This is a genomic window from Kitasatospora sp. NPDC001119 (genome assembly GCF_053598475.1).
The window spans coordinates 77,960-97,261 of sequence record NZ_JBSFKI010000013.1 but is presented as its reverse complement, the minus strand read 5'-3'; the positions used below and the strand labels follow the sequence as shown (position 1 = coordinate 97,261).

The 19,302-nt window shown below is 74.4% G+C and carries 18 protein-coding genes and 1 pseudogene; 7 read left to right on the top strand and 12 right to left on the bottom strand.

The genetic code is table 11. The features are described 5' to 3' along the window. Positions 1–26 precede the first annotated feature (26 nt). The 5 genes from ACWDD9_RS18110 (at position 27) to ACWDD9_RS18090 (ending at position 4,664) form a co-directional block, all read left to right on the top strand. Positions 27–296, top strand: coding sequence for a hypothetical protein (locus tag ACWDD9_RS18110; RefSeq protein ID WP_117490555.1), 270 nt, complete (start codon positions 27–29; stop codon positions 294–296). Positions 297–406: 110 nt separating this feature from the next. After that, positions 407–790 (top strand): winged helix-turn-helix domain-containing protein, encoded by a 384-nt coding sequence (locus ACWDD9_RS18105; RefSeq protein WP_049656267.1) that lies wholly within the window; start codon positions 407–409, stop codon positions 788–790. A 119-nt stretch (positions 791–909) separates the two neighbouring features. Continuing rightward, positions 910–1,380 (top strand): hypothetical protein, encoded by a 471-nt coding sequence (locus ACWDD9_RS18100; protein WP_053112287.1) that lies wholly within the window; start codon positions 910–912, stop codon positions 1,378–1,380. A 102-nt stretch (positions 1,381–1,482) separates the two neighbouring features. Beyond that, the gene (locus tag ACWDD9_RS18095) at positions 1,483–3,240 is read left to right on the top strand and encodes an ABC transporter permease (RefSeq protein WP_449812017.1); all 1,758 of its coding nucleotides are present in this window, start codon (positions 1,483–1,485) and stop codon (positions 3,238–3,240) included. A 14-nt stretch (positions 3,241–3,254) separates the two neighbouring features. Continuing rightward, a complete protein-coding gene (locus ACWDD9_RS18090) occupies positions 3,255–4,664 on the top strand; it encodes an ABC transporter ATP-binding protein (RefSeq protein WP_449812016.1) in 1,410 nt (469 codons plus the stop codon). 4 nt (positions 4,665–4,668) lie between these two features. On the opposite strand, the gene ACWDD9_RS18085 is transcribed toward ACWDD9_RS18090, so the two are convergent. Continuing rightward, complete coding sequence (locus tag ACWDD9_RS18085) at positions 4,669–5,079, bottom strand: ArsR/SmtB family transcription factor (protein ID WP_049656270.1); 411 nt, start codon at positions 5,077–5,079, stop codon at positions 4,669–4,671. 201 nt (positions 5,080–5,280) lie between these two features. Here ACWDD9_RS18085 and ACWDD9_RS18080 point away from each other — a divergent pair, with 201 nt between their 5' ends. Continuing rightward, positions 5,281–6,306 (top strand): isocitrate/isopropylmalate dehydrogenase family protein, encoded by a 1,026-nt coding sequence (locus ACWDD9_RS18080; protein ID WP_449812015.1) that lies wholly within the window; start codon positions 5,281–5,283, stop codon positions 6,304–6,306. Positions 6,307–6,336: 30 nt separating this feature from the next. On the opposite strand, the gene ACWDD9_RS18075 is transcribed toward ACWDD9_RS18080, so the two are convergent. The 9 genes and pseudogenes from ACWDD9_RS18075 to ACWDD9_RS18035 all read right to left on the bottom strand — a co-directional run bounded on the left by ACWDD9_RS18075 (position 6,337) and on the right by ACWDD9_RS18035 (position 16,550). Further along, the gene (locus ACWDD9_RS18075; protein WP_049656274.1) at positions 6,337–6,663 is read right to left on the bottom strand and encodes an antibiotic biosynthesis monooxygenase family protein; all 327 of its coding nucleotides are present in this window, start codon (positions 6,661–6,663) and stop codon (positions 6,337–6,339) included. 102 nt (positions 6,664–6,765) lie between these two features. Beyond that, entirely contained in the window at positions 6,766–8,106 is a 1,341-nt protein-coding gene (locus ACWDD9_RS18070) for an FAD-dependent oxidoreductase (RefSeq protein WP_449812014.1), read from the bottom strand. A gap of 15 nt (positions 8,107–8,121) precedes the next feature. Further along, positions 8,122–9,381 (bottom strand): cytochrome P450, encoded by a 1,260-nt coding sequence (locus ACWDD9_RS18065; protein ID WP_449812094.1) that lies wholly within the window; start codon positions 9,379–9,381, stop codon positions 8,122–8,124. A 65-nt stretch (positions 9,382–9,446) separates the two neighbouring features. After that, the gene (locus ACWDD9_RS18060) at positions 9,447–11,261 is read right to left on the bottom strand and encodes a non-ribosomal peptide synthetase (RefSeq protein ID WP_449812013.1); all 1,815 of its coding nucleotides are present in this window, start codon (positions 11,259–11,261) and stop codon (positions 9,447–9,449) included. Next, positions 11,258–12,328, bottom strand: coding sequence for an LLM class flavin-dependent oxidoreductase (locus ACWDD9_RS18055; RefSeq protein ID WP_049649200.1), 1,071 nt, complete (start codon positions 12,326–12,328; stop codon positions 11,258–11,260). Before ACWDD9_RS18055 ends, ACWDD9_RS18060 begins: the two co-directional genes overlap by 4 nt. After that, entirely contained in the window at positions 12,325–12,912 is a 588-nt protein-coding gene (locus ACWDD9_RS18050) for a flavin reductase family protein (protein WP_241853013.1), read from the bottom strand. Before ACWDD9_RS18050 ends, ACWDD9_RS18055 begins: the two co-directional genes overlap by 4 nt. A 403-nt stretch (positions 12,913–13,315) precedes the next feature. Next, positions 13,316–13,747: pseudogene (locus tag ACWDD9_RS18045) on the bottom strand (sigma-70 family RNA polymerase sigma factor); the annotation flags it as partial. Positions 13,748–14,095: 348 nt separating this feature from the next. After that, positions 14,096–14,476 carry a winged helix-turn-helix domain-containing protein gene (locus tag ACWDD9_RS18040; RefSeq protein WP_198959425.1) on the bottom strand — a complete coding sequence of 127 codons (381 nt, stop codon included), beginning with the start codon at positions 14,474–14,476 and terminating at the stop codon, positions 14,096–14,098. A 427-nt stretch (positions 14,477–14,903) separates the two neighbouring features. Continuing rightward, entirely contained in the window at positions 14,904–16,550 is a 1,647-nt protein-coding gene (locus tag ACWDD9_RS18035; protein WP_449812012.1) for an MFS transporter, read from the bottom strand. A 138-nt stretch (positions 16,551–16,688) separates the two neighbouring features. Here ACWDD9_RS18035 and ACWDD9_RS18030 point away from each other — a divergent pair, with 138 nt between their 5' ends. Continuing rightward, positions 16,689–17,576 (top strand): sigma-70 family RNA polymerase sigma factor, encoded by an 888-nt coding sequence (locus ACWDD9_RS18030; protein ID WP_074004396.1) that lies wholly within the window; start codon positions 16,689–16,691, stop codon positions 17,574–17,576. A gap of 76 nt (positions 17,577–17,652) precedes the next feature. Here the strand turns inward: ACWDD9_RS18030 and ACWDD9_RS18025 are convergent, their stop codons facing one another. Both ACWDD9_RS18025 and ACWDD9_RS18020 read right to left on the bottom strand, forming a co-directional pair. Further along, entirely contained in the window at positions 17,653–17,865 is a 213-nt protein-coding gene (locus tag ACWDD9_RS18025) for a ferredoxin (protein WP_449812011.1), read from the bottom strand. A 52-nt stretch (positions 17,866–17,917) separates the two neighbouring features. Beyond that, positions 17,918–19,114 carry a cytochrome P450 gene (locus tag ACWDD9_RS18020; protein WP_416873235.1) on the bottom strand — a complete coding sequence of 399 codons (1,197 nt, stop codon included), beginning with the start codon at positions 19,112–19,114 and terminating at the stop codon, positions 17,918–17,920. Positions 19,115–19,302: the final 188 nt, after the last annotated feature.

The following is a 19,302-nucleotide window of genomic DNA, read 5'->3' as shown; positions in this document are numbered from 1 at the left end:
TTGTCCTGTCACGGAGGTGACCTGCCATGACCATCGTCGCCGTCTTCCGGCCCACCCGTCCGTCCACCGACCGGGGCCGACTGCGCTCCACCCTCGCCGCCGTCGGCCGACGCCTGGCGGCGAGCCCCCTCGACAACAGCGTCCTCCGGGCCGCCCCGGCTCCGGCCGCCGGCCCGGCGGGCGGGGGCGGCGGCCCGGCGGCCGCGGGCACCGGCGGGCTGCGGGCCCGCTGGCGGACCGTCCCGGCGCCGGACGGGACGGCCCGGCTGGAGGCCACCTGGCACCCCGGCCGCTGAGCGGGCGGAGCGGCGCTCCCGCTCCGCCCGCACCCCCGCCCCGTCCGCGCCGCCCGCCCCGTCCACCCCGGTCGCCCCGGCCGCCCAGACCCCGAAGGAGCCCCTCCGCCATGGCCCTGCGCTACCCCAGGCTCGACGCCCTCTTCTCGGACCACCCCGCGCCCGCCCGGCGCCCGGCCCCGCGGCCGGCTCCCGCGCCCGGCCTGGTGGTGGACACCGAGCAGCGCACCGTCACCGTCGAGGGCCGCCCCGTCACCATGCCGTACCTGGAGTTCGAGCTGCTCGCCCACCTGGTCGGCAACCCGCTGCGGGTGCACTCCCGGCGCCAGCTGATGGAGAACGTCTGGGGGCGCCCGGACAGCGGCGACTCCCGCACCGTCGCCACCCACATCGCCCGGATCCGGCGCAAGCTCGGCCCCGGGCACCGGGAGGCGATCGCCACCGTCCGGCAGATCGGCTACAAGTACGACCCCCGGCTGGCCCGGACCGCCTGACGCCGCCGGCCGGACCTGACCCGACCTGACCTGACCTGACCTGACCTGACCTGACCTGACCTGACCGCCCGACCCCACCACCGAAGGACCCGACGACCGTCCGAAGGAGGACCCCCGCGATGACCCGAACCGCCCTGTTCCCCAGGACCGGCAGAGGGACCGCGCTGTGCGGCGTCCTACTGCTGATCACCGCCGAGGGCCTCGCCGTCGCCCTCGCGCCCCACCCCCTGCGGCTCTTCCTGTCCGGCACGCTCATCGGCGCCTCGACCGCCGGGCTGCTGCTCGCCCTGCTGCTGGCCACCAGCCGGCGGCGGGCGGGCGCGGCCGCGGCGGCGGGGGCCCGGCCGTTCCGCGACGACGCCCAGTGGTTCAGCGCCCGCTCGCTGGACGGCTTCCCGATGGAGCAGGTCCGCCCGCTGCTGCTCGCCCCCGGCGCGCCCGGCCTGAGCCGGCTCTATACCGCCTGGGTGTTCGCCACCCACGGGCACGACCCGCAGTGGATCGCCCGGCACCTGGACCTGCCCGTCCGCACCGCCCGGCTGCTGGTCACCGCGGCCCGGCGGCACACCGGGGCCGCTCCCACCCGGTAGCGACCGGCGGGGCCCGGGCAGCGGTCCTCGAAACGCGGGACGGGTTTGCGTACGGACGTACCGAGGGAGCAGACTGCCCGGGTTTGCGCCGGAGGTACCGCCATGACCCTGCCGAAGTCCGTCCCGGCCCTGTCCCGGGGCTCGCTGCCCGCCCGGACGGCGAGCCGCCTCGGCGGTCGGGTGTGGGTGGACCTGGTCGTCGCGGCCGCCGTGCTGGTGCTGCTCTACCTGGGGCTGCGCCTCGGCCAGGGCGGCACCCTCCGGTTCTCCACCGCCCGGGACGCGGCCGTCGACACCGACCCGGCCCGGCTGCCGTACGACGCGCTGCGCTCGCTGCTGCGGATGTTCACCGCGCTCGCCGTCTCGGTCGTCTTCACCTTCGGCTACGCCTACGCGGCCGCCCGCAGCCGCCGGCTGGAGCGGGTGCTGATCCCGGCGCTGGACATCCTCCAGTCGGTGCCGGTGCTCGCCTTCCTGAGCGTCGCCGTCTCCGGCTTCCTCGCGCTCTTCCCCGGCTCGATGCTCGGCCTGGAGTGCGCCGCCGTGTTCGCCATCTTCACCTCCCAGGCCTGGAACATGACCTTCGCCTTCTACCAGGCGCTGGTCTCGCTGCCGCCCGAACTCGACGAGCTGTCCCGCTCGTTCGGGTTCAGCCGGTGGACGCGGTTCTGGAAGGTCGAACTGCCCTCGGGCATGATCGGCCTGGTCTGGAACGGCATGCTCGGCTTCGGCGGCGGCTGGTTCTTCCTGGTCGCCTCCGAGGCGATCACCGTGGACGGCCAGCGGTACGCGCTGCCCGGGGTCGGCTCGTACGCGGGCGCGGCCATCGCCGCCGGGGACCTGGGCCGGGTCGGCTGGGCGATCGCCACCATGGTGGTGCTGGTGGTCGGCGTCAACTTCCTGTTCTGGCGGCCGCTCACCGCCTGGGCCGAACGGTTCAAGAACGAGCAGTCCGAGGCCACCGAGGTGCAGCGCTCGGTCGTGCTGGACCTGCTGCGCCGCTCCCGCCTGCCCGACGCGCTCGGCCGGGTGCTGCGGCCCGTCGGCCGGGCCCTGAACCGGGCCGGGCGGGTGTTCGGCACCGCCGAGCGCCCGCCGGCCGTCCACCCCGGCCGGCGGCGGGCCGGGGACGTGGCCTTCGGCCTCGTCTCGGGCGGCATCGTGCTCTGGGGCCTCGTCGACCTCGGCCGCTACCTCGCCGACCGCACCGGCCTCGGCGTGTTCGGCGAGCCGCTGCTGCTCGGGCTCGCCACCCTCGCCCGGGTGGTCGTGCTGGTCGCGGTGGCCACCGTGGTCTGGGTGCCGATCGGCGTGCGGATCGGCTTCTCGCCCCGGCTGACCAGGATCGCCCAGCCCGTCGTCCAGGTGCTGGCCGGCTTCCCGGCCAACTTCGTCTTCCCGCTGGTGGTCTGGCTGCTGCTGCGCACCGGGGTGTCGATCGACCTCGGCGGCATCCTGCTGATGGCCCTCGGCTCCCAGTGGTACATCCTGTTCAACGCCATCGCCGGGGCCATGGCCGTCCCCGCCGACCTGCGCGAGGCGATGGACGATCTCGGCGTGCGCGGCCGGCAGCGCTGGCGGCGGCTGATCATCCCCGGGATCTTCCCGGCGTACGTCACCGGCGGCATCACCGCCTCCGGCGGCGCCTGGAACGCCTCCATCGTCGCCGAGGTGGTCACCTTCGGCTCCACCACGCTCACCGCGACCGGCCTCGGCGCGTACATCGCCCGGGCCGCCGAGCACGGCGACCACCCGCGCCTGCTCGCCGGGGTCGCGGTGATGAGCCTGTACGTCGTCGTCCTCAACCGTCTGCTCTGGCGCCGGCTGTACCGGCTGGCCGAGCGCCGCTACTCGCTGTAGTCCGGAGTCCGCCGATGCGCTTCCCCTTCCGCCGCCGCCCCGCCGAGCCCGCGCCCGTCGAGCCCGCGCCCGTCCCGCGCGGGGACGTCCCGCACGACGACGCCCCGCGCCCGGACGACGAGGTCCTGCTGGAAACCGTCGGCCTGACCAAGGCCTACGCCGGGGCCGCCGGCGAACTGCCGGTGCTCTCCGGCATCGACCTGACCGTGCGGGCCGGCGAGATCGTCGCCGTGCTCGGCCGCTCGGGCTCCGGCAAGTCCACCCTGCTGCGCTGCCTGGCTGGCCTGATCCCGCCCAGCTCCGGCGCCGTCCGCTACCGCGGCACCCCGCTCACCGGCGCCAACCCCGGCACCGCGCTGGTCTTCCAGACCTTCGCGCTGCTGCCCTGGCTGACCGTCCGGCAGAACGTCGAGCTCGGCCTGGAGGCCCGCGGGGTGCCGCCCCGGGAGCGCGCCCGGGCCGCCGCCCAGGCCATCGACCTGATCGGCCTCACCGGCTTCGGGTCCGCCTACCCCAAGGAGCTCTCCGGCGGCATGCGCCAGCGGGTCGGCTTCGCCCGGGCGCTGGTCGTCGAACCGGACGTGCTGATGATGGACGAGCCGTTCTCGGCCCTCGACGTGCTCACCGCCGAGAACCTGCGCGGCGAGCTGATGGAGCTGTGGGACTCCGGCCAGTTCCCGACCCGGGCCGTCGTGCTGGTCACCCACAACATCGAGGAGGCGGTGCTGATGGCCGACCGCGTCGTGGTCCTCGGCGCCCGCCCGTACGGGACCATCCGGGAGACCGTCGAGGTCGACCTGGAACGGCCGCGCGACCGCGACTCGGCCGCCTTCGACGAGCGGGTGGACCGGGTGTACCGGATCATGACCGGCCGCCCCAAGGACACCCGGGCGCCCGGCCGCACCGACCAGCCGGGCCCCGACCCCGACCGCCGCACCGTCGCCAGCACCCCGCTGCCCACCGCCGGCGTCGACGGCCTCTCCGGTCTCGCCGAGACGATCGCCCACCGGGGCGGCGGCTGCGACCTGGCCGGCCTCGCCGACGAGCTCGGCCTGGACATCGACGACCTGCTCCCCCAGGTCGACGCCCTCGACCTGCTCGGCTTCGCCGAGGTCCACGGCGACGACCTGCTGCTCACCGACGCCGGCGCCGCCTACACCGGGGCCGACGCCCAGGACTCCCGCGCCCTCTTCGCCGCCGCGGCCCTGGAGGTCCCGCTGATCAAGCTGATCGCCAACAGCCTCGGCGACCGGCCCGGCGCCACCGTCCGCACCGGCTTCCTGCGCGACCTGCTCGGCCGCCACTACACCGTCGAACAGACCGACCGGCAGCTGGAGACGGCGACCGACTGGGGCCGCTACGCGGGGCTCTTCGCGTACGACGCCGACCGGCAGGAGTACCGGCTGGACGCCCCGGAGCGCTGAGGGCTCAGCCCGTCGCCGGGCGGCGGCGCACCGCGCGGGCCGCGCGGGCGAAGGGCTGCGGCGCGGTCGCACCGGCCGGGGCGGCGCCGTCGTCGCCGCCGTCGCGGCGGTCGGGCAGGTCGTGGGCGATCAGCGCGGCCTCGGTGAGCAGCCCGCGCACCTCGGTGGCCCGGTAGAAGATCCGGGTCCCCTCCCGCCGTGCCACCACCAGCCCGGCCGCCCGGAGCTTCGCCAGGTGCTGCGAGGTCGCCGCGACGTGCGCCCCCAGCAGCTCGGCCAGCTCGCTCACCGGCAGCTCCCGGCGGCTCAGCGCCCACAGCAGCCGGTACCGCGACGGGTCGGCCACCGCCTTCAGCACCGCCACCGCCCGCTCCGCCGCATCGGCGTCCCAGGCCTCTTCCCGCGCACCACCCATACAGGGATCGTACCGATCCGTACCCGGGCACCCGGAGCCGGGAATCCCCGCCGCCCGCGCCAACGGCGGCCGCCGGGTGAATGAAGCGCGACAGAACCGGGGGTACGGACGGTTGCGGCGCCTAGCCTGGGCCTGGGCCCGGCCGGAACTGCGCACCGGCCGGGCGGAGTTGGTCCTGTCCGCCGCGAGGAAGGGTCGGCCGTGGCTGCCATCAGTGTGATCCCGGGCGACGGCATCGGCCCCGAGGTGGTCGAGTCCGCGCTGGGGCTGGTCGAGGCGTTCGGCCTGGGACTGGACGTCGACGTGCTGGACCACGTGGGCGCGGAGCGCTACCGCCGGGAGGGCGTGGCACTGGGCGAGGCGGACCTGGCCCGGGTGGCGGCGAGCGGCGCGGTGCTGCTCGGCGCGATCGGGCGGCCGGACCTGGAGCACACCGGGTACGTGCGCGACGTCCTGCTGGAGCTGCGCTACGCCTTCGACCTGTACGCCAACTACCGGCCGGTGCGCCTGTGGCACGACCGGCTCAGCCCGCTGCGGGACCCGGCCCGGCGCGCCCTGGACTGCGTGATCGTCCGGGAGAACACCGAGGGGCTCTACAGCGGCATCGGCGGGAACCTCCGCGCCTCCTCCGACCACGAGGTGGCCGTCGACGCGGACGTCAACACCCGGCACGGCGTCTCCCGGATCCTGGACTTCGCCTTCGCCACCGCCCGCCGGGAGGTCTGCCTGGTGGACAAGGCCAACGCGGTGCGGGCCGGCGGCCGGCTGTGGCAGGAGTGCTGGCGGCGGGCCGCCGAGCGGCATCCCGACACGACCACCCGGCACCTGTACGTCGACGCCGCCGCGATGAAGCTGGTCACCGAGCCCGAGCGGTTCGACGTCATCGTGGCCAGCAACTCGCACGGCGACATCCTCAGCGACCTCGCGGCCGCGCTGGCGGGCGGGATCGGGCTGGCGCCCTCGGCGAGCCTCAACCCGGAGAGCGGCTTCGGGATGTTCGAGCCGGTGCACGGCTCGGCGCCGGACATCGCGGGCCGGGGCGTCGCCAACCCCTTCGCCTGCCTGCTGACCGCCGCGCTGCTGCTGCGCCACCTCGGCCACGACACGGAGGCGGCCGCGACCGAGGCGGCTGTCGCCGGATCGATCGCGGCCGGACGGACCACCCCGGACCTCGGTGGCACGCTGAGCACCCGGGAGGCGACGCGCGCGGTCCTCGCCGCCCTGTGACGGCGCCCGCCGGGGGCCGGGACAGCGGGCTCAGGGCGCCGGGTACGCCTCGGGCTCCAGGGTCGAGCTGGTCCGGATCACCTCGGCGACGGTCAACTCGTAGAACGCGTACCACTTCTCCTTCCCCTGCTGCTGGGCGTTGTGGTGCTCCACGTCGGCGCGCCACCGCGCCAGCGTCTCGGGGTCGCGCCACCACACCAGGGCGAGGCGTTCGCCGTCCTCGGTCTCGTAGTTCTTGACCTGGACGAGGTCGTCCCCGTAGACCGCCCGCACCTTCTTGGCGAGGTAGTCCTCCGTGGTCTCGTACTCGTGGTCGTACTGCTCCGAGAAGCGCGACCTGAAAACGACCAGAATCATCGTTGATCTCCCGTCAGTTCCGGCTGGTGACACCACAGTTCACGCGGCTCGTGCAGATCTGGCGGACCGGGCAGGCAGAGCGGGCCGAGCAGACCGCGCGGCTCAGCCTGCCCCGGCGAAGGCCCGCAGCTGCGGGTCGGGCAGCTCGGCGGCGCCGGCGCCGTGCCGGCTGAGGATCCGCCGGGCCAGCTCGCGCAGCCGGTGCTCCTCGGTGAGCGCCAGGGAGTAGCTCTCCTCGCTGAACGCGCAGCGCTCGTACAGGGGCCGGAACCGCTCCGGCATCAGGTCGACCAGTCGGCGCGCGATGGCCTCCTCCGCCTCGTGCCTGGGGTCCGGCAGCCGGGACATCGTCCAGTAGTGCCGGTAGGAGATGTCCGCGATCGCGTCGCCGTCGCCCTTGCGGATCCGCTCGTACGCGGCGAAGGCCCGTTCCCAGTCCCGCTCCCGGTCCAGGCAGGCGACCAGGGTGCGGACGTCCTCGAAGGCGGCGTTCATGCCCTGGCCCATGAACGGCGCCATCGCGTGGCAGGAGTCGCCGACCAGCGCGGCCGTGCCGCCCAGGACCCACCGGTCGCACCGGGTGAGCCGGACGGCGGAGACCGGCTTGGCGCCCAACTGCTCCTCCAGGTCCGGGATTCCGGCCGCCAGCCGGGGGAAGACGGCGGCGAACTGCTCGGCCAGGGCCCGCCCGCCGACCGCGGCCCGGTAGGACGGGCGCGGGCCCTCCCGGCGGAAGAACACCGAGCCCGCGAAGCGCCGGCTGGACACCTGCGGGAACGCCCCGAACAGCGCGTCCCCGGCCGGCCAGTAGTGCATCACCCCGCGGTCGCAGTCGGGCAGGTCCAGGACGATCTCCTGGTAGGCCAGTTCCAGGGTGCTCACCCGCGCCCGGGCGCCCCGCTCGACGAGGGCGCCGCGCACCGCCGAGTGGACGCCGTCGCAGCCGATGACGTGCCGGCACCGCACCCACCGCTCGGCGCCGCCCGCCCCGACCAGCAGCGCGGGCGCCGCCGGGTCGACGGCCAGCACCGGGTGGTCGAAGCGCAGGTCGACCCCCGGCTCGGCCTCGGCCGCGTCCAGCAGCAGCCGGTGCAGCGCCTGCCGCTCGACCGCCCAGATCGCCGCGCCGTCCCGGCTGTACGGGGTGACGGCGGTGGTGCCGTCCGGCAGGTGCCCGCACCGGCCGGTGATCGGCGCGCAGATCCGCCGCACCGCCGCTTCCAGGCCGAGTTCCCGCAGCACCCGCCGGCCCCGCTCGGAGAGGATCACCATCAGCGACCGGCCCTGTCCGGCCGGGATCCGCCGGGGGTCCGCGTGCCGTTCCAGGACGGTCACCCGGCCGTGGCGCCGGGCCAGGTAGAGCGCGGCGACCGGGCCGGCCAGCCCGGCCCCGACCACCACGATGCCGCCGCCCGCCGTCGCGGGCCCGTACGAGTCGCTCATCGGGGCCTCCCGCCGCTACCAGGTGACCGGGAGCTCGCGGACGCCGTAGGCCACGCCGTCGTACTTGAACGGGACGTCGGCGAAGTCGATGGCCAGGCGCAGCGTGGGGATCCGCCGGTAGAGCGTGCCGTAGACGGTCTGGAGTTCGAGGACGGCCAGCGGGCGGCCCAGACAGTGGTGGGGGCCGAAGCCGAACGCCAGGTGGTGCGCGGCGTCCCGGGTGATGTCGAGGCGGTCCGGGTCGGGGAAGTTGTCCGGGTCCCGGTTGGCCAGTTCGCTGGTCAGGATGATGCCCTCGCCGGCCCGGATGACGACGTCGCCGACGGTGATGTCCTCCAGGGCGACCCGGCGGCGCCCGGAGTGCGAGATGTTGAGGTAGCGCAGCAGCTCGTCGACGGCGCGGTTGACCACGCCCGGGTCGTCGGTCTCCCGCAGCACCGCCAGCTGCTCGGGGTTGCGCAGCAGGGCCAGCGTGCCGAGGGCGATCATGTTCCCGGTGGTCTCCAGGCCGGCGACCAGCAGCGTCATGGAGATGTACGACAGCTGCTCGGGGCTGAGCGCGCCGGGGCGGACCTGGGTCTCGATCACCTCGGAGATCAGGCCGTCGGCGGGCTCGCGCAGCTGGCGGTCGATCAACTCCCGCAGGTAGCCGCGCAGCGCCTCCTGGGCGCCGACCACCATGTCGGGCGAGCTGTCCCGGTGCAGCATCCGGGTGCTCTCGTCCTGGAAGAACTCGTGGTCGGCGTACGGGACGCCGAGCATCCGGCAGATCACCTTGGTGGAGGTCGGGAAGGCGAGGCCGCCGACCAGGTCGGCGGGCCGGGGCCGGGTGAGGAACTCGTCGATGAGCCCGTTGACGATGTCGGCGACCTCGTCCTTGAGCGCGTCGATGTTGCGGATCGCGAAGGGCGGGGAGACCATCCGGCGCTGGCGGGCGTGCTCGGGGTCGTCGAGGGCGACGAAGGAGCGGCCGTCCTTGCGCCGTTCGCGGCTGCCCAGGTCGAAGTGCGGGTAGCCGGACCTGGTCGAGTCGGCGCTGACCCGGGGGTCGACCAGGAGCTTGCGCCCGAGGTCGTAGCCGGTGACCAGCCAGGGGGTGCTGCCGTCCCAGAGCCGGACCCGGACCGGGCCGGCGCCGAGCTCGCGCATGGCGGAGGGCGGGTCGAAGGGGCAGGCGGGCTCCTTCAGGATGGGGAAGCGGGTGAGCTGCCCGGTCGCGGAGCCGCCGGCGGGGTCGCCGGCGGAATCGGTTGCGGAACCGGTCGCGTCGTCGATGGTCACGGAATCTCCCTTCCTCGCCGCGCCGCGCGGGGTCCCGCCGGGCGGCCCTTCGTGGTCTGTCACCCGTGCAGGGCCCGGGCGATCTCCCGCAGGTCCTGTGCCGCGAGGACCGAGCGGATCGGCACGCGCACCCCGAGCTCCTCGCGCAGCGCGCCGATCAGCCGCCCCGCCAGCAGTGAATTGCCGCCCAGGTCGAAGAAGTTGGCCTCCGGCTCGACCCGCGGCAGGTCGAGCAGCCGGGCGATCGTGCGGTACAGCCGCTCCTCCCGGGAACCGGGCTCCGCGCCGCCGTCGGATCCGGTCGCACGGTCCGAGGCAGGACGGTCCGAGGCAGGACGGTCCGGCGCGGTGCGGTCCAGGGCGGCGCGGTCGATCTTCCCGTTCGGGGTGGTGGGGAAGGCGTCGAGCACCTCGATCCGGGCCGGCACCATGAACTCCGGCAGCACGTCGGCGAGTCGGGCGCGCAGCGCCGCGGGGTCGAGGGCGGCGCCGGGGCTCGGGGTGACGTAGCCGACCAGGCGCGCGTCGGCCTGTCCGCCCCGCACCAGCACCGCGGCCAGGTCCACGTCGGGCTGCCGGGTGAGCCGGTCCTCGATCTCGCCCAACTCGACCCGGAAGCCCCGTAGTTTGACCTGTCCGTCGGCCCGGCCGGCGAAGTGGAACCGGCCGTCGGCGGCGCGCCGGCCGCGGTCGCCCGAGCGGTACATCCGGGCGCCGGGGGGACCGAACGGGTCGGGCAGGAAGCGGGTCGCGGTCAGCCCGGGGCGGCCGACGTAGCCGCGGGCCAGCCCGGAGCCGCCCAGGTAGAGCTCGCCCTCCGCGCCGTCGGCCACCGGCCGCAGCCGCTCGTCCAGCACGTACACCCGCGCCCCGGTCCAGGGGACGCCGATGTCGACCCCGTCCGCCGCGTCGATCGGCCCGGCGAGGGTGCAGCCGACGGTCACCTCGGTGGGGCCGTAGCCGTTGAACATCCGGCGCCCGGGCGCCCAGGCGCCCAGCAGTGCGGGGGTGCAGGCGTCGCCGGTGGAGGTCACCGTGCCGCCCTGGAGCACGTTCTGACTGTCCGTCACGCTCAGCGCGGCGGGCGGCAGGGTGGCGTGGTCGATCGCGTGCCTGGCCAGTGTCCCGTGCAGGGCGTCGCCCGGCAGCAGGTCCTCGTCGTCGGCGACCACCAGGGCGGCGCCGTGCAGCAGGGCCAGCGAGAGGTCCCAGAACCCGGCGTCGAAGCTGACCGAGGCCCAGGAGAGCACCCGCTCGCCGGGGGCCGGGCGCAGGTGCTCCGCCTGGGTGGCGACCAGGTCGGCGACGCCCTCCTGGGGGACGGCGACGCCCTTCGGCGTGCCGGTGGAGCCGGAGGTGTAGATCACGTACAGCAGGTGGTGCGGCGACAGCGGAGCCAGGCGCTCGTCCTGCCGGACGTTCCCGTCGCCGTACCGGGCACAGGCCGCCGCGCACTCCGCGGAGTCGAGCACGACCTCGTCCAGTTCCACGCCCTCGGGCCGGGCGGCCGCGGTGCGCAGCAGCAGCCGCGGTGCCGCGTCCCGCACCATGAAGGCCTTGCGGGACGCGGGGTAGCGGGGATCGAGCGGCAGGTAGGCGCCGCCCGCCTTGAGCACGGCCAGCTGGGCCACCACCAGCTCGGGCGAGCGCGGCACGGCCAGCGCCACCAGGTGGTCCGGGCCGACGCCGCGGTCGATCAGCAGCCGGGCCAGCCGGTTGGCCCGGGCGTTGAGCCGGCCGTAGTCGAGCGCGGTGTCCCGGTACAGCACGGCCGTCGCCCCGGGGCGGAGCGCCGCCTGCTCCTCGAACAGTTCGGCGACCGTACGGGCTCGCGCGGCCGCGGGTGCGGCCACCGTACGGACGGGCGCGGTCACGGCGCCTCGCCCAGCCGCGGGCGGACCTCGGTGGCGAACAGCTTCAGGCTGCGCGACATGCTCTCCAGCGACTGCTGGCCGTAGTCGAGCTGGAACAGCACCACGTCCGTCCCCAACTCGGCCTCGATGCGCCGCAGTTGCTCGACCGCGCTGCGCGGGGAGCCGATCACCGCCAGGCCCGCCGCCTCGCTGGGGCCGGCCTGGTGCTTGTCGACCATGGCCTCGCGGTAGCCCTGGTAGGAGGTCGAGCTGCGCTCGCGCCAGGACTCCGCGGCCGCGCCGAAGGTGTCCCAGTGCCGGCGCAGCGCGGCGTTGCCCTCCGCCACGGCCTCCTCGTCGGAGTCGGCCAGGTACAGCGCGACGCTGATCGCGACCTGGGGCCGGCGGCCGGCGTTCTTCGGCGCCGCGGCGAAGCGCTGCCGGTACAGGTCGATCATCTCCCGTACCTGGCCGACCTGTTCGCGGCTGGGGGCGGAGGCGATCAGCAGGTTGTAGCCGGAGTCGCCGATCCACTCGAAGCTGGAGCGGGTGATCAGCGCGGCGGCCCACACCGGGGGGTGGGGGTCCTGGGTGGGCAGCGGGAGGGAGTCGGCGTCCCGGTAGCGGAAGAAGGGGGTGTCCTCGCTCACCCGGGACTCGGTCCACAGCCGCACCACCGCGTCCACCACCGCCCGGAACCGGTCCTTGCTGCTGTCCAGGTCGATACCGAAGGCGTCGAACTCGTACGGCAGGAAGGCGCGGGCGAAGCCGACGTCCAGCCGGCCGCCGCTGAGCGCGTCGAGCTGCGCGGTGCGGGCCGCGAGCTGGATCGGGTGGTGGAAGGAGGCCTGGATGCCGCCGGTCATCAGCCGCACCCGGCTGGTGCGCGCGGCGACGGCGGAGAGGAAGGCGAGCGGGTCGGGGCAGTAGCCGCCGTAGGCGTGCAGGTAGTGCTCGGTCATCTTGACGTACTCGAGGCCGAGGTCGTCGGCCAGTTCGGACACCGCCAGCAGGTTGCCGTAGTACTCCTCGGCGCTGCGCACCAGCGGCGGGGTGTCGGGCAGCAGGGATATTCCGTAGGTCGTCATCTCTGGGCCTCCGTGGTCGGGTCCGGTGGTGCGTCGGGCAGGGCGCCGCGGCCGCCGAGGGACCAGTACGCGCGCAGTCCGTGGACCAGCGGCCGCGGCCGTCCGTCGTCCGCCGCGGCGGCCCGGTAGACCTCGCCGAAGAGCACCACGTGGTCGGCGACGGTCACCGAGCCGGTGATCCGGCAGTCGGCGACGGAGTGCGCGGCCCGGTCGAGGTGCGGGCCGGCCCAGTCCGGGCGGGCGGTCCACCCGACGTGCTCGAAGCGGTCGGGCCCCCGGGCGGCGAAGAGTTCGGCGACGGCGCGGGCCCGGTCGTCGAGCAGGTTCACCGCGAAGCCGCCGCTCCGTTCGAGGACGGCGAGGGTACGGCTGGAGCGCTGCATGCACACCAGCAGGGTGGGCGGGTCGGCCGACACGCTGGAGATCGCCGTGCAGGTCGTGCCGTACGGCCGGCCGGCCTCGTCTGCGGCGGTGATGACGGCGACGCCGGCGGGGAAGCCCGCCATCAGGGTTCTGAACGCGGTCGCGGAGACCGGTCCGGCCGTCGTGCGGCCGCCGGCCCCCGTCATGGGCGTGGGGGGCATGGGGAGGAACCTCCTGGCGTCCCGTCGGGAGCCGACGGTCGCGCTGTCCTCGGTCACGGTGTACGTCCTGGTCACGGCGTACGTCCTGGTGCGCGGCCTGGTCCTCGGCCGCCGCACACCGACTCTGGCACGGGCCCCGGCCGGGCCGTTCGGCGGAAAAAGATTTGCGAAAGAGGCGCTCCGCCCGCGCTGGTCGGGGCAGCCGGGCGGGGGCCGGGACGGCCCGCACCACATCGGGCGCCAGGGCGGCGGCGATCAGCCCGGTGTCCCCGGTGGCGGCCGCGAGCCGGAAGGCCGCCACCGCCTCGCGGTGGCGCTCCGGCTCCACCGGGTGCCGCTCCAGCGGGGACCGCACCTTCTGCCGGGCCCGGCTGGCCAGCTTCTTGGCGGTGGTCCGGCTGCGGTCGAGGAGCGCGCCGATCTCGTCGAAGGGCACCCCGAAGACGTCGTGCAGCACGAACGCGACCCGCTCGGCCGGGCTCAGCGCGTGCAGGACCACCCGCAGCGCGAGGCCCACCGACTCGGCCGCCAGCGCCTCCTGTTCCGGGTCCGCCTCCGCTCCGGGGCCGCAGGTGTGCGTCAACTCCTCGCCCCCGCAGCGCTGTTGGCCCCCCGACCGGCTGCGCAGCGCGTCCAGGCAGACCCGGGAGGCGACGGTGCGGATCCAGCCGGGCAGGTTGCGCACCGCCGTGGTGTCGGCGCGGTCCAGCCTCAGCCAGGTCTCCTGCACCGCGTCCTCGGCCTCCTCCCGGGAGCCGAGGATGCGGTACGCGAGCCCCAGCAGCGCCGTTCGGCTCTCCTCGAAGAATTCCGCCAGCAGTTGGCGCTGATCCATCGGTCACCTTCCGGGTTCACGGTCCGTCGTACTGATGACCCGCGCACCGCGGGGCTTGTGACTCACGACCGTTCGAAGGAGAGTTCCGATGACGGAGGCCGTCGCCGAGATCCCCGCGTACACCGCGGGCACCTGGAGCATCGACAAGGCCGACCCGCACATCACCCCGGACGTCCAGGCCTCGCTCGACGCCTCCTGAGCCCGGCCCGGCGGGACGCCCTCTGCCCGTGTGAGGTACGGGCAGAGGGCACCGGCCGCACGCCGGGGTGGCGGCGTGCCGGCTGTACGGCGTACGGGCTTCGCGGTGTGCCGCCCGCGCGGGGTGTCAGCCGCGGTCGGCGCCGCCGGTCACAGGCCGTCCGCCTCCAGGATGTAGCCGCGGCCCCACACCGTCCGGATGCAGAGGCCGACCTCGGAGATCCGCCTCCGCAGCCGCATGATCTGCAGGTCCAGGGCGTTCCTGGAGATCGCTCCGGTGGCCCGGACCACCTGCTGCTCCAGCTCGGCCCGGTACACCACCTCGCCGTAGTGGGCGACGAGTTCCTCCATGATCCCCACCTGGGTGGTGGAGATGGCGACCGAGTTGCCACCGAAGCAGAGCACCCCGGTGGAGTCGACGGTCGGGACCCTGCGCCCGTACACGCGTTGGGACAGCGCCTGGATGCGCGCCTCGACGTCCCCGCGCGGGGCCGGCGACCTGATCCAGTCCTCCCCGGGGTCGACGCACACGGGAGCGTCATTGCCGGCCTCCACGACGAGCAGGCAGGGAATTCCCGCCTTTCGGCAGTGATTCCGTTTGTCCGCCTCGATGGGCCATCGTATTAACGTGACACCTTTGCTCAAGGGTGTCTCCCTCGTCAGAGAAAAAGGCAGTCTCGGCTTTCCTTGCTTTCTCGTACGAACCGCCCCGAAGGCAGTGGGAATCGACGCCCGGCGCGGCTCACGGCCGGGCCCGCGGCCTCCCGCCGGGGCGGGGCTCCGCAAGGCCCGGTTGCACACGTTCACCGACTGGTAAGCACACGTTTGCTGCTGGGCACTCGGCCCTCGGCAGCGCCGTGCCCGCCCCCCTGGAATCCGGGAGCGGGCGCGACGTACCGGTGGTTCGGACCACCTCCTACCTTGCCCGAGCTCTATCCGCGCACCCGCGTGACATGGGTCACGGACGGGGGCGCAGGCCCTTTCCGGCCACCGTCACCTCGTCGGCGGACGAACCGCCCGCCGGTCGGGGTCCGGCCGGCTCCGGAGTACTCGACTCCGGGGTGGTCGGCTCCGGGGCCGGCTCCGGGGCGGCCGACAACTGTCCGGCGCGCTGCCGGAACCCGGCCCAGGCCAGCACCGCCGCCACCGCCGTGGCCGCGGCGGCGATCCCGATCGACAGCTGGTAGCCGTGCAGGAAGGAGTCGACGGCCGGCTGCCGGAACGGCTCGCCGAGCGCCTCCACCACCGTGTGCAGCCGGCCGCCGCCGACCTCCCGCGACCGCTCCAGCACCTGGGCCCGCTGGGCCCCGTCCAGCCCGGCCGTCTTCTCCTGCCAGGCGGAGACCGCCGAGTTGACGCCGACGGCGCCCAGCACCGCGAGGCACACCGAACTGCCGATCTGCCGCGAGGCGTTCAGCACGCCCGAGGCGGCGCCGGAGGCCCCCGGGGGCACGTCCCGCATGGCCACGTGGGTCACGGCGGGCACGAAGGTGCCGAACCCGCCGCCGTACAGCACGTACCCGAGCGCGCTGACCGCGAAGGGCGTGGTCCCGGCCCGGCTGAGCAGGAACACCCCGACCGCGGCCAGCAGGATCCCCGAGACGGCCACCGTCACCGAGCGGAACCGCGAGTCCAGGCGGCCGCCGAACTGCGCCATGGTGAGGAACGGGATGTTCATGAACAGCCACGACAGCCCGGTGCGCAGCACCGACCAGCCCGCCACGTCCTGGAAGTACAGCGTCACCCAGAACAGCGCGCCGCTCATGCCGCCGTAGCACAGCAGGTAGATCCCCGAGGCGCTCGCGAAGCTGCGCGCGCGCAGCAGGGCGGGCGGCATCATCGGGTGCGGGGCACGGCGCTCCCACCCGAGGAAGGCCAGCAGCAGGACCACCCCGGCCGCCAGCGGGAACGCCACCACGGCCGAGCCCCACGGGTGGTCGGCGGACTCGACGAAGCCGAGCGTGAGGCAGACCAGCCCGAGCGCGCTGAGCACGATCCCCGGCACGTCGAGCCGGCGGGCCTGCGGGTTGCGCGACTCCCGCACCGCCAGGAAGGTGCAGGCGATGCCCAGGGCGGCGAACGGCAGGTTGATCCAGAAGACCGACTGCCAGCCGAAGAAGGTCAGCAGGATGCCCCCGCCGACCGGGCCCGCGCCGAAGCCGGTGCCGCCGATCGCCGCCCAGGCGCCGATCGCCGAGGCCCGCTGCTCCTTCGGGTAGGTCTCCGTGATGATGGACAGCCCCAGCGCGAGCATCGCGGCCCCGCCCAGGCCCTGCACCGCCCGGAAGGCGATCAGCGAGAGCGCGTTCCAGGCCACGGCGCAGGCGACGACGCCGATCGAGAAGACGACCATCCCGGTCAGGAAGATCCGCTTGCGGCCGTACCGGTCGCCGAGCGCTCCGCTGGCCGGGATGACCGCGGCCAGGCTCAGCGAGTACGCGCTGATCACCCACTCCAGCTCGGCGGCGCCCATGTGCAGTTCGCTCTGCATCGACGGGAGGGCCACGTTCACGATGGTCAGGTCGAGCGAGGTCATGAACGTGGCCATGCACATCGCGAACAGGGTCAGCCGCCGGCGTCGCGACTCCGTGAGGGAGAGGGTCATGGCCTCTCGCCCCTCCGGAGTCGTGTGATATGTGTGATACCCAGTGTGATCATCCCGCGCTCCAAGTAAGGTCCACGAACGACGGGGGCGGCTCGCCGCCCCCGTAGTGATGACCCCTCCCGACCGAGGAATGTGACCGTGCCCGACCACGATCGGCTGGCAGAGCAGTTCGAGCGGCACCGGCCGCACATGCGGGCCGTGGCGTACCGCATGCTCGGCTCGCACGCGGAGTCCGAGGACGCCGTCCAGGAGACCTGGATCAGACTCAGCCGCAGCGACGCCGACGAGGTGGCGAACCTCGCCGGCTGGCTCACCACGGTGATCGGCCGGATCTGTCTGAACATCCTCCGCTCCCGCGCCGCCCGGCCCGAGGACCCGGTCGGGGTGCACCTGCCGGACGTCGTCGTCGGGCAGGAGCCGTCCAACGGCCCGGAGGACGAGGCGCTGCTGAGCGACTCGGTCAGCCTCGCCCTGCTGATCGTGCTGGACACCCTCGCCCCGGCCGAGCGGGTCTCCTTCGTCCTGCACGACATGTTCCACCTGCCCTTCGACGAGATCGCGGCCGTCGTCGGGAAGACCCCGGCGGCGGCCCGCAAGCTCGCCAGCCGGGGGCGCCGCCGGGTGCAGGAGGAGCGCGAGGCGGACTCCGGCGGCGACTTCGCGACCCGCCGCACGCTGGTGAACGCCTTCTTCGCGGCGGCCCGGGACGGCGACCTGGACGGGCTGGTGGCCGTCCTCGACCCGGACGTCGAGCTGCGCGCGGACGGCGGGCCCGCCCTCGCCGCCGCCACCGCCTCGATCCGCGGTGCCCGGCCGGTGGCGGGGCGCGCCTCGCTGTTCCGCCAGGGCGGGGTGGCGGTCTTCCCGGTGCTGGTCAACGGCGTCCCCGGCGCCCTGGTCACCCGGGACGGCGCGCCGACCTCGGTCATGGGCTTCTCGGTGCGCGGCGGGCGGATCACCCGGATCCAGATCCTGCTGGACCCGGAGCGGGTCGGCGCGGTCGACTTCGCCGCCTTCACCGCGTAGCGGGGGCGGTCCGGGAAGGGTCCGGGAACGCCGGTGGGGCGCCTCCCTCGGGGGGCGCCCCGGCTCGCTGCGCGCGCTACCGCTCCACCTCCGGCCCGACGCCGACGGTGATCGCCCGCGAGGGGCAGAGGTGGGCGGCCTGCCGTACCCGGTCCCCGAGTTCGTCCGTCACCTCCGCCCCGAGCAGCCGGACGGTGCCGTCCTCGTCCCGCTGGGCGAAGACCTCGTCCGCGGTGATCACGCACATCCCCGAGCCGATACAGCGCTGTCGGTCGACCGTCACCCGCATGGTTGTCCCTCTTCTCCGTTCGTTTCCGGTTCCCGGGCCCCGCCCGGGATGCTCAGCGCGGGAGCAGCCGCACCGGCAGGGAGCTGTAGCCGTTGAGGAAGGCGGACCGGATCCGGGTGGCCGGCCCGGTCACCTCCACGCCGCGCACCGCCTCGGCCAACACGCCCAGCAGTGCCCGCAGTTCGACCCGGCCGAGGAAGGCGCCCAGGCAGAAGTGGGCGCCGTGGCCCAGCGCGACGTGCTTGTTCGGGGAGCGGGAGAGGTCGAAGGAGCGCGGCTCGGCGAACGCCCGCTCGTCGTTGTTGGCCGAGATGTTCCACAGCGACACGATGTCCCCCGCCCGCACCTCCTGGCCGCCGATCAGCTGGTCGCGGGTGGCGGTGCGGGCGAAGTGGAACGCCGGGGTGGCCCAGCGCAGGGCCTCCTCCACGGCGGAGTCGAGGTCCACCCGGCCGTCCCGGAGCGCCCGCCACTGCGCGGGGTTCTCGGCCAGCGCCTTGACCGTGCTGACGGCGGAGACCCGGGAGGACTCGTCGCCGCCGATGATCAGGCTGTAGCAGTTGAGCGCGATGTCGTCCAGGCTCAGCGGCTCGCCGTCGACCAGGCCGGTGGCGAGCGTGCTGATCACGTCCTCGCCCGGGGACTCGCGCCGCTGCTGCGCCAAGTCCATGAAGTACAGCACCAGTTCGTTGCGGGACTCGAGCGAGTCGAGCTCGTCCGCCCCGGTCAGCGCGCCCTTGCTCCAGTGCAGCAGGTCCGGCCGGTCCGCCTCCGGGACGGACAGCAGGTCGCAGATGGTGTTCATCGGCACGTGCTCGGCGACGTCGGTCGCGAAGTCCACGGTGTCCGCGTCGAGCGCGGCGCCGACCAGTCCGGCGGTGCGCCGCTCGACCTTGCGGGCCACGGTGTCGAGGACCTTCGGCGACAGCGCCCGCCACAGCAGCGCGCGCAGCCCGCGGTGGCGGGGGCGGTCGGTGACGGCGAGCATCCGGCCGCCGGCCGAGTCGTCGCCGCGCAGGAGCACGTCGAGCACGGTGCCGCGGCCCGAGGCGAGCGCGCCGGCGGCGCCGTAGCAGGCGACCACGTCGGCGTACCCGGCCACCACCCAGAAGCCCGGCCGGTCGGCCGCGGCGGCGTGCCAGTACACCGGCTCGTTCGCCCGTACCCCGGCGAAGAACTCGAAGGGATCGTGCGCCAGGAAGGTGCGTGAGTCGGTCAGGTCGAGCGAGGCGGTCACGGTTCGGCTCATCGTCCACAAACCCCACGGAAGACGGGAAACGCACTGCGTGCAGTGCTCGGCACGGGCCCGGTGACCGGATCCTCACAGAGGCCCGAACCGGCCCGCGCCAGTTGTGTCGGATCTCTTTCAGTTGTGTCAGAACTCTTTCGTGGCCGGTCCGGTCAGGGAGGAAGAGCCGAAAGATTGCGGACACCTGC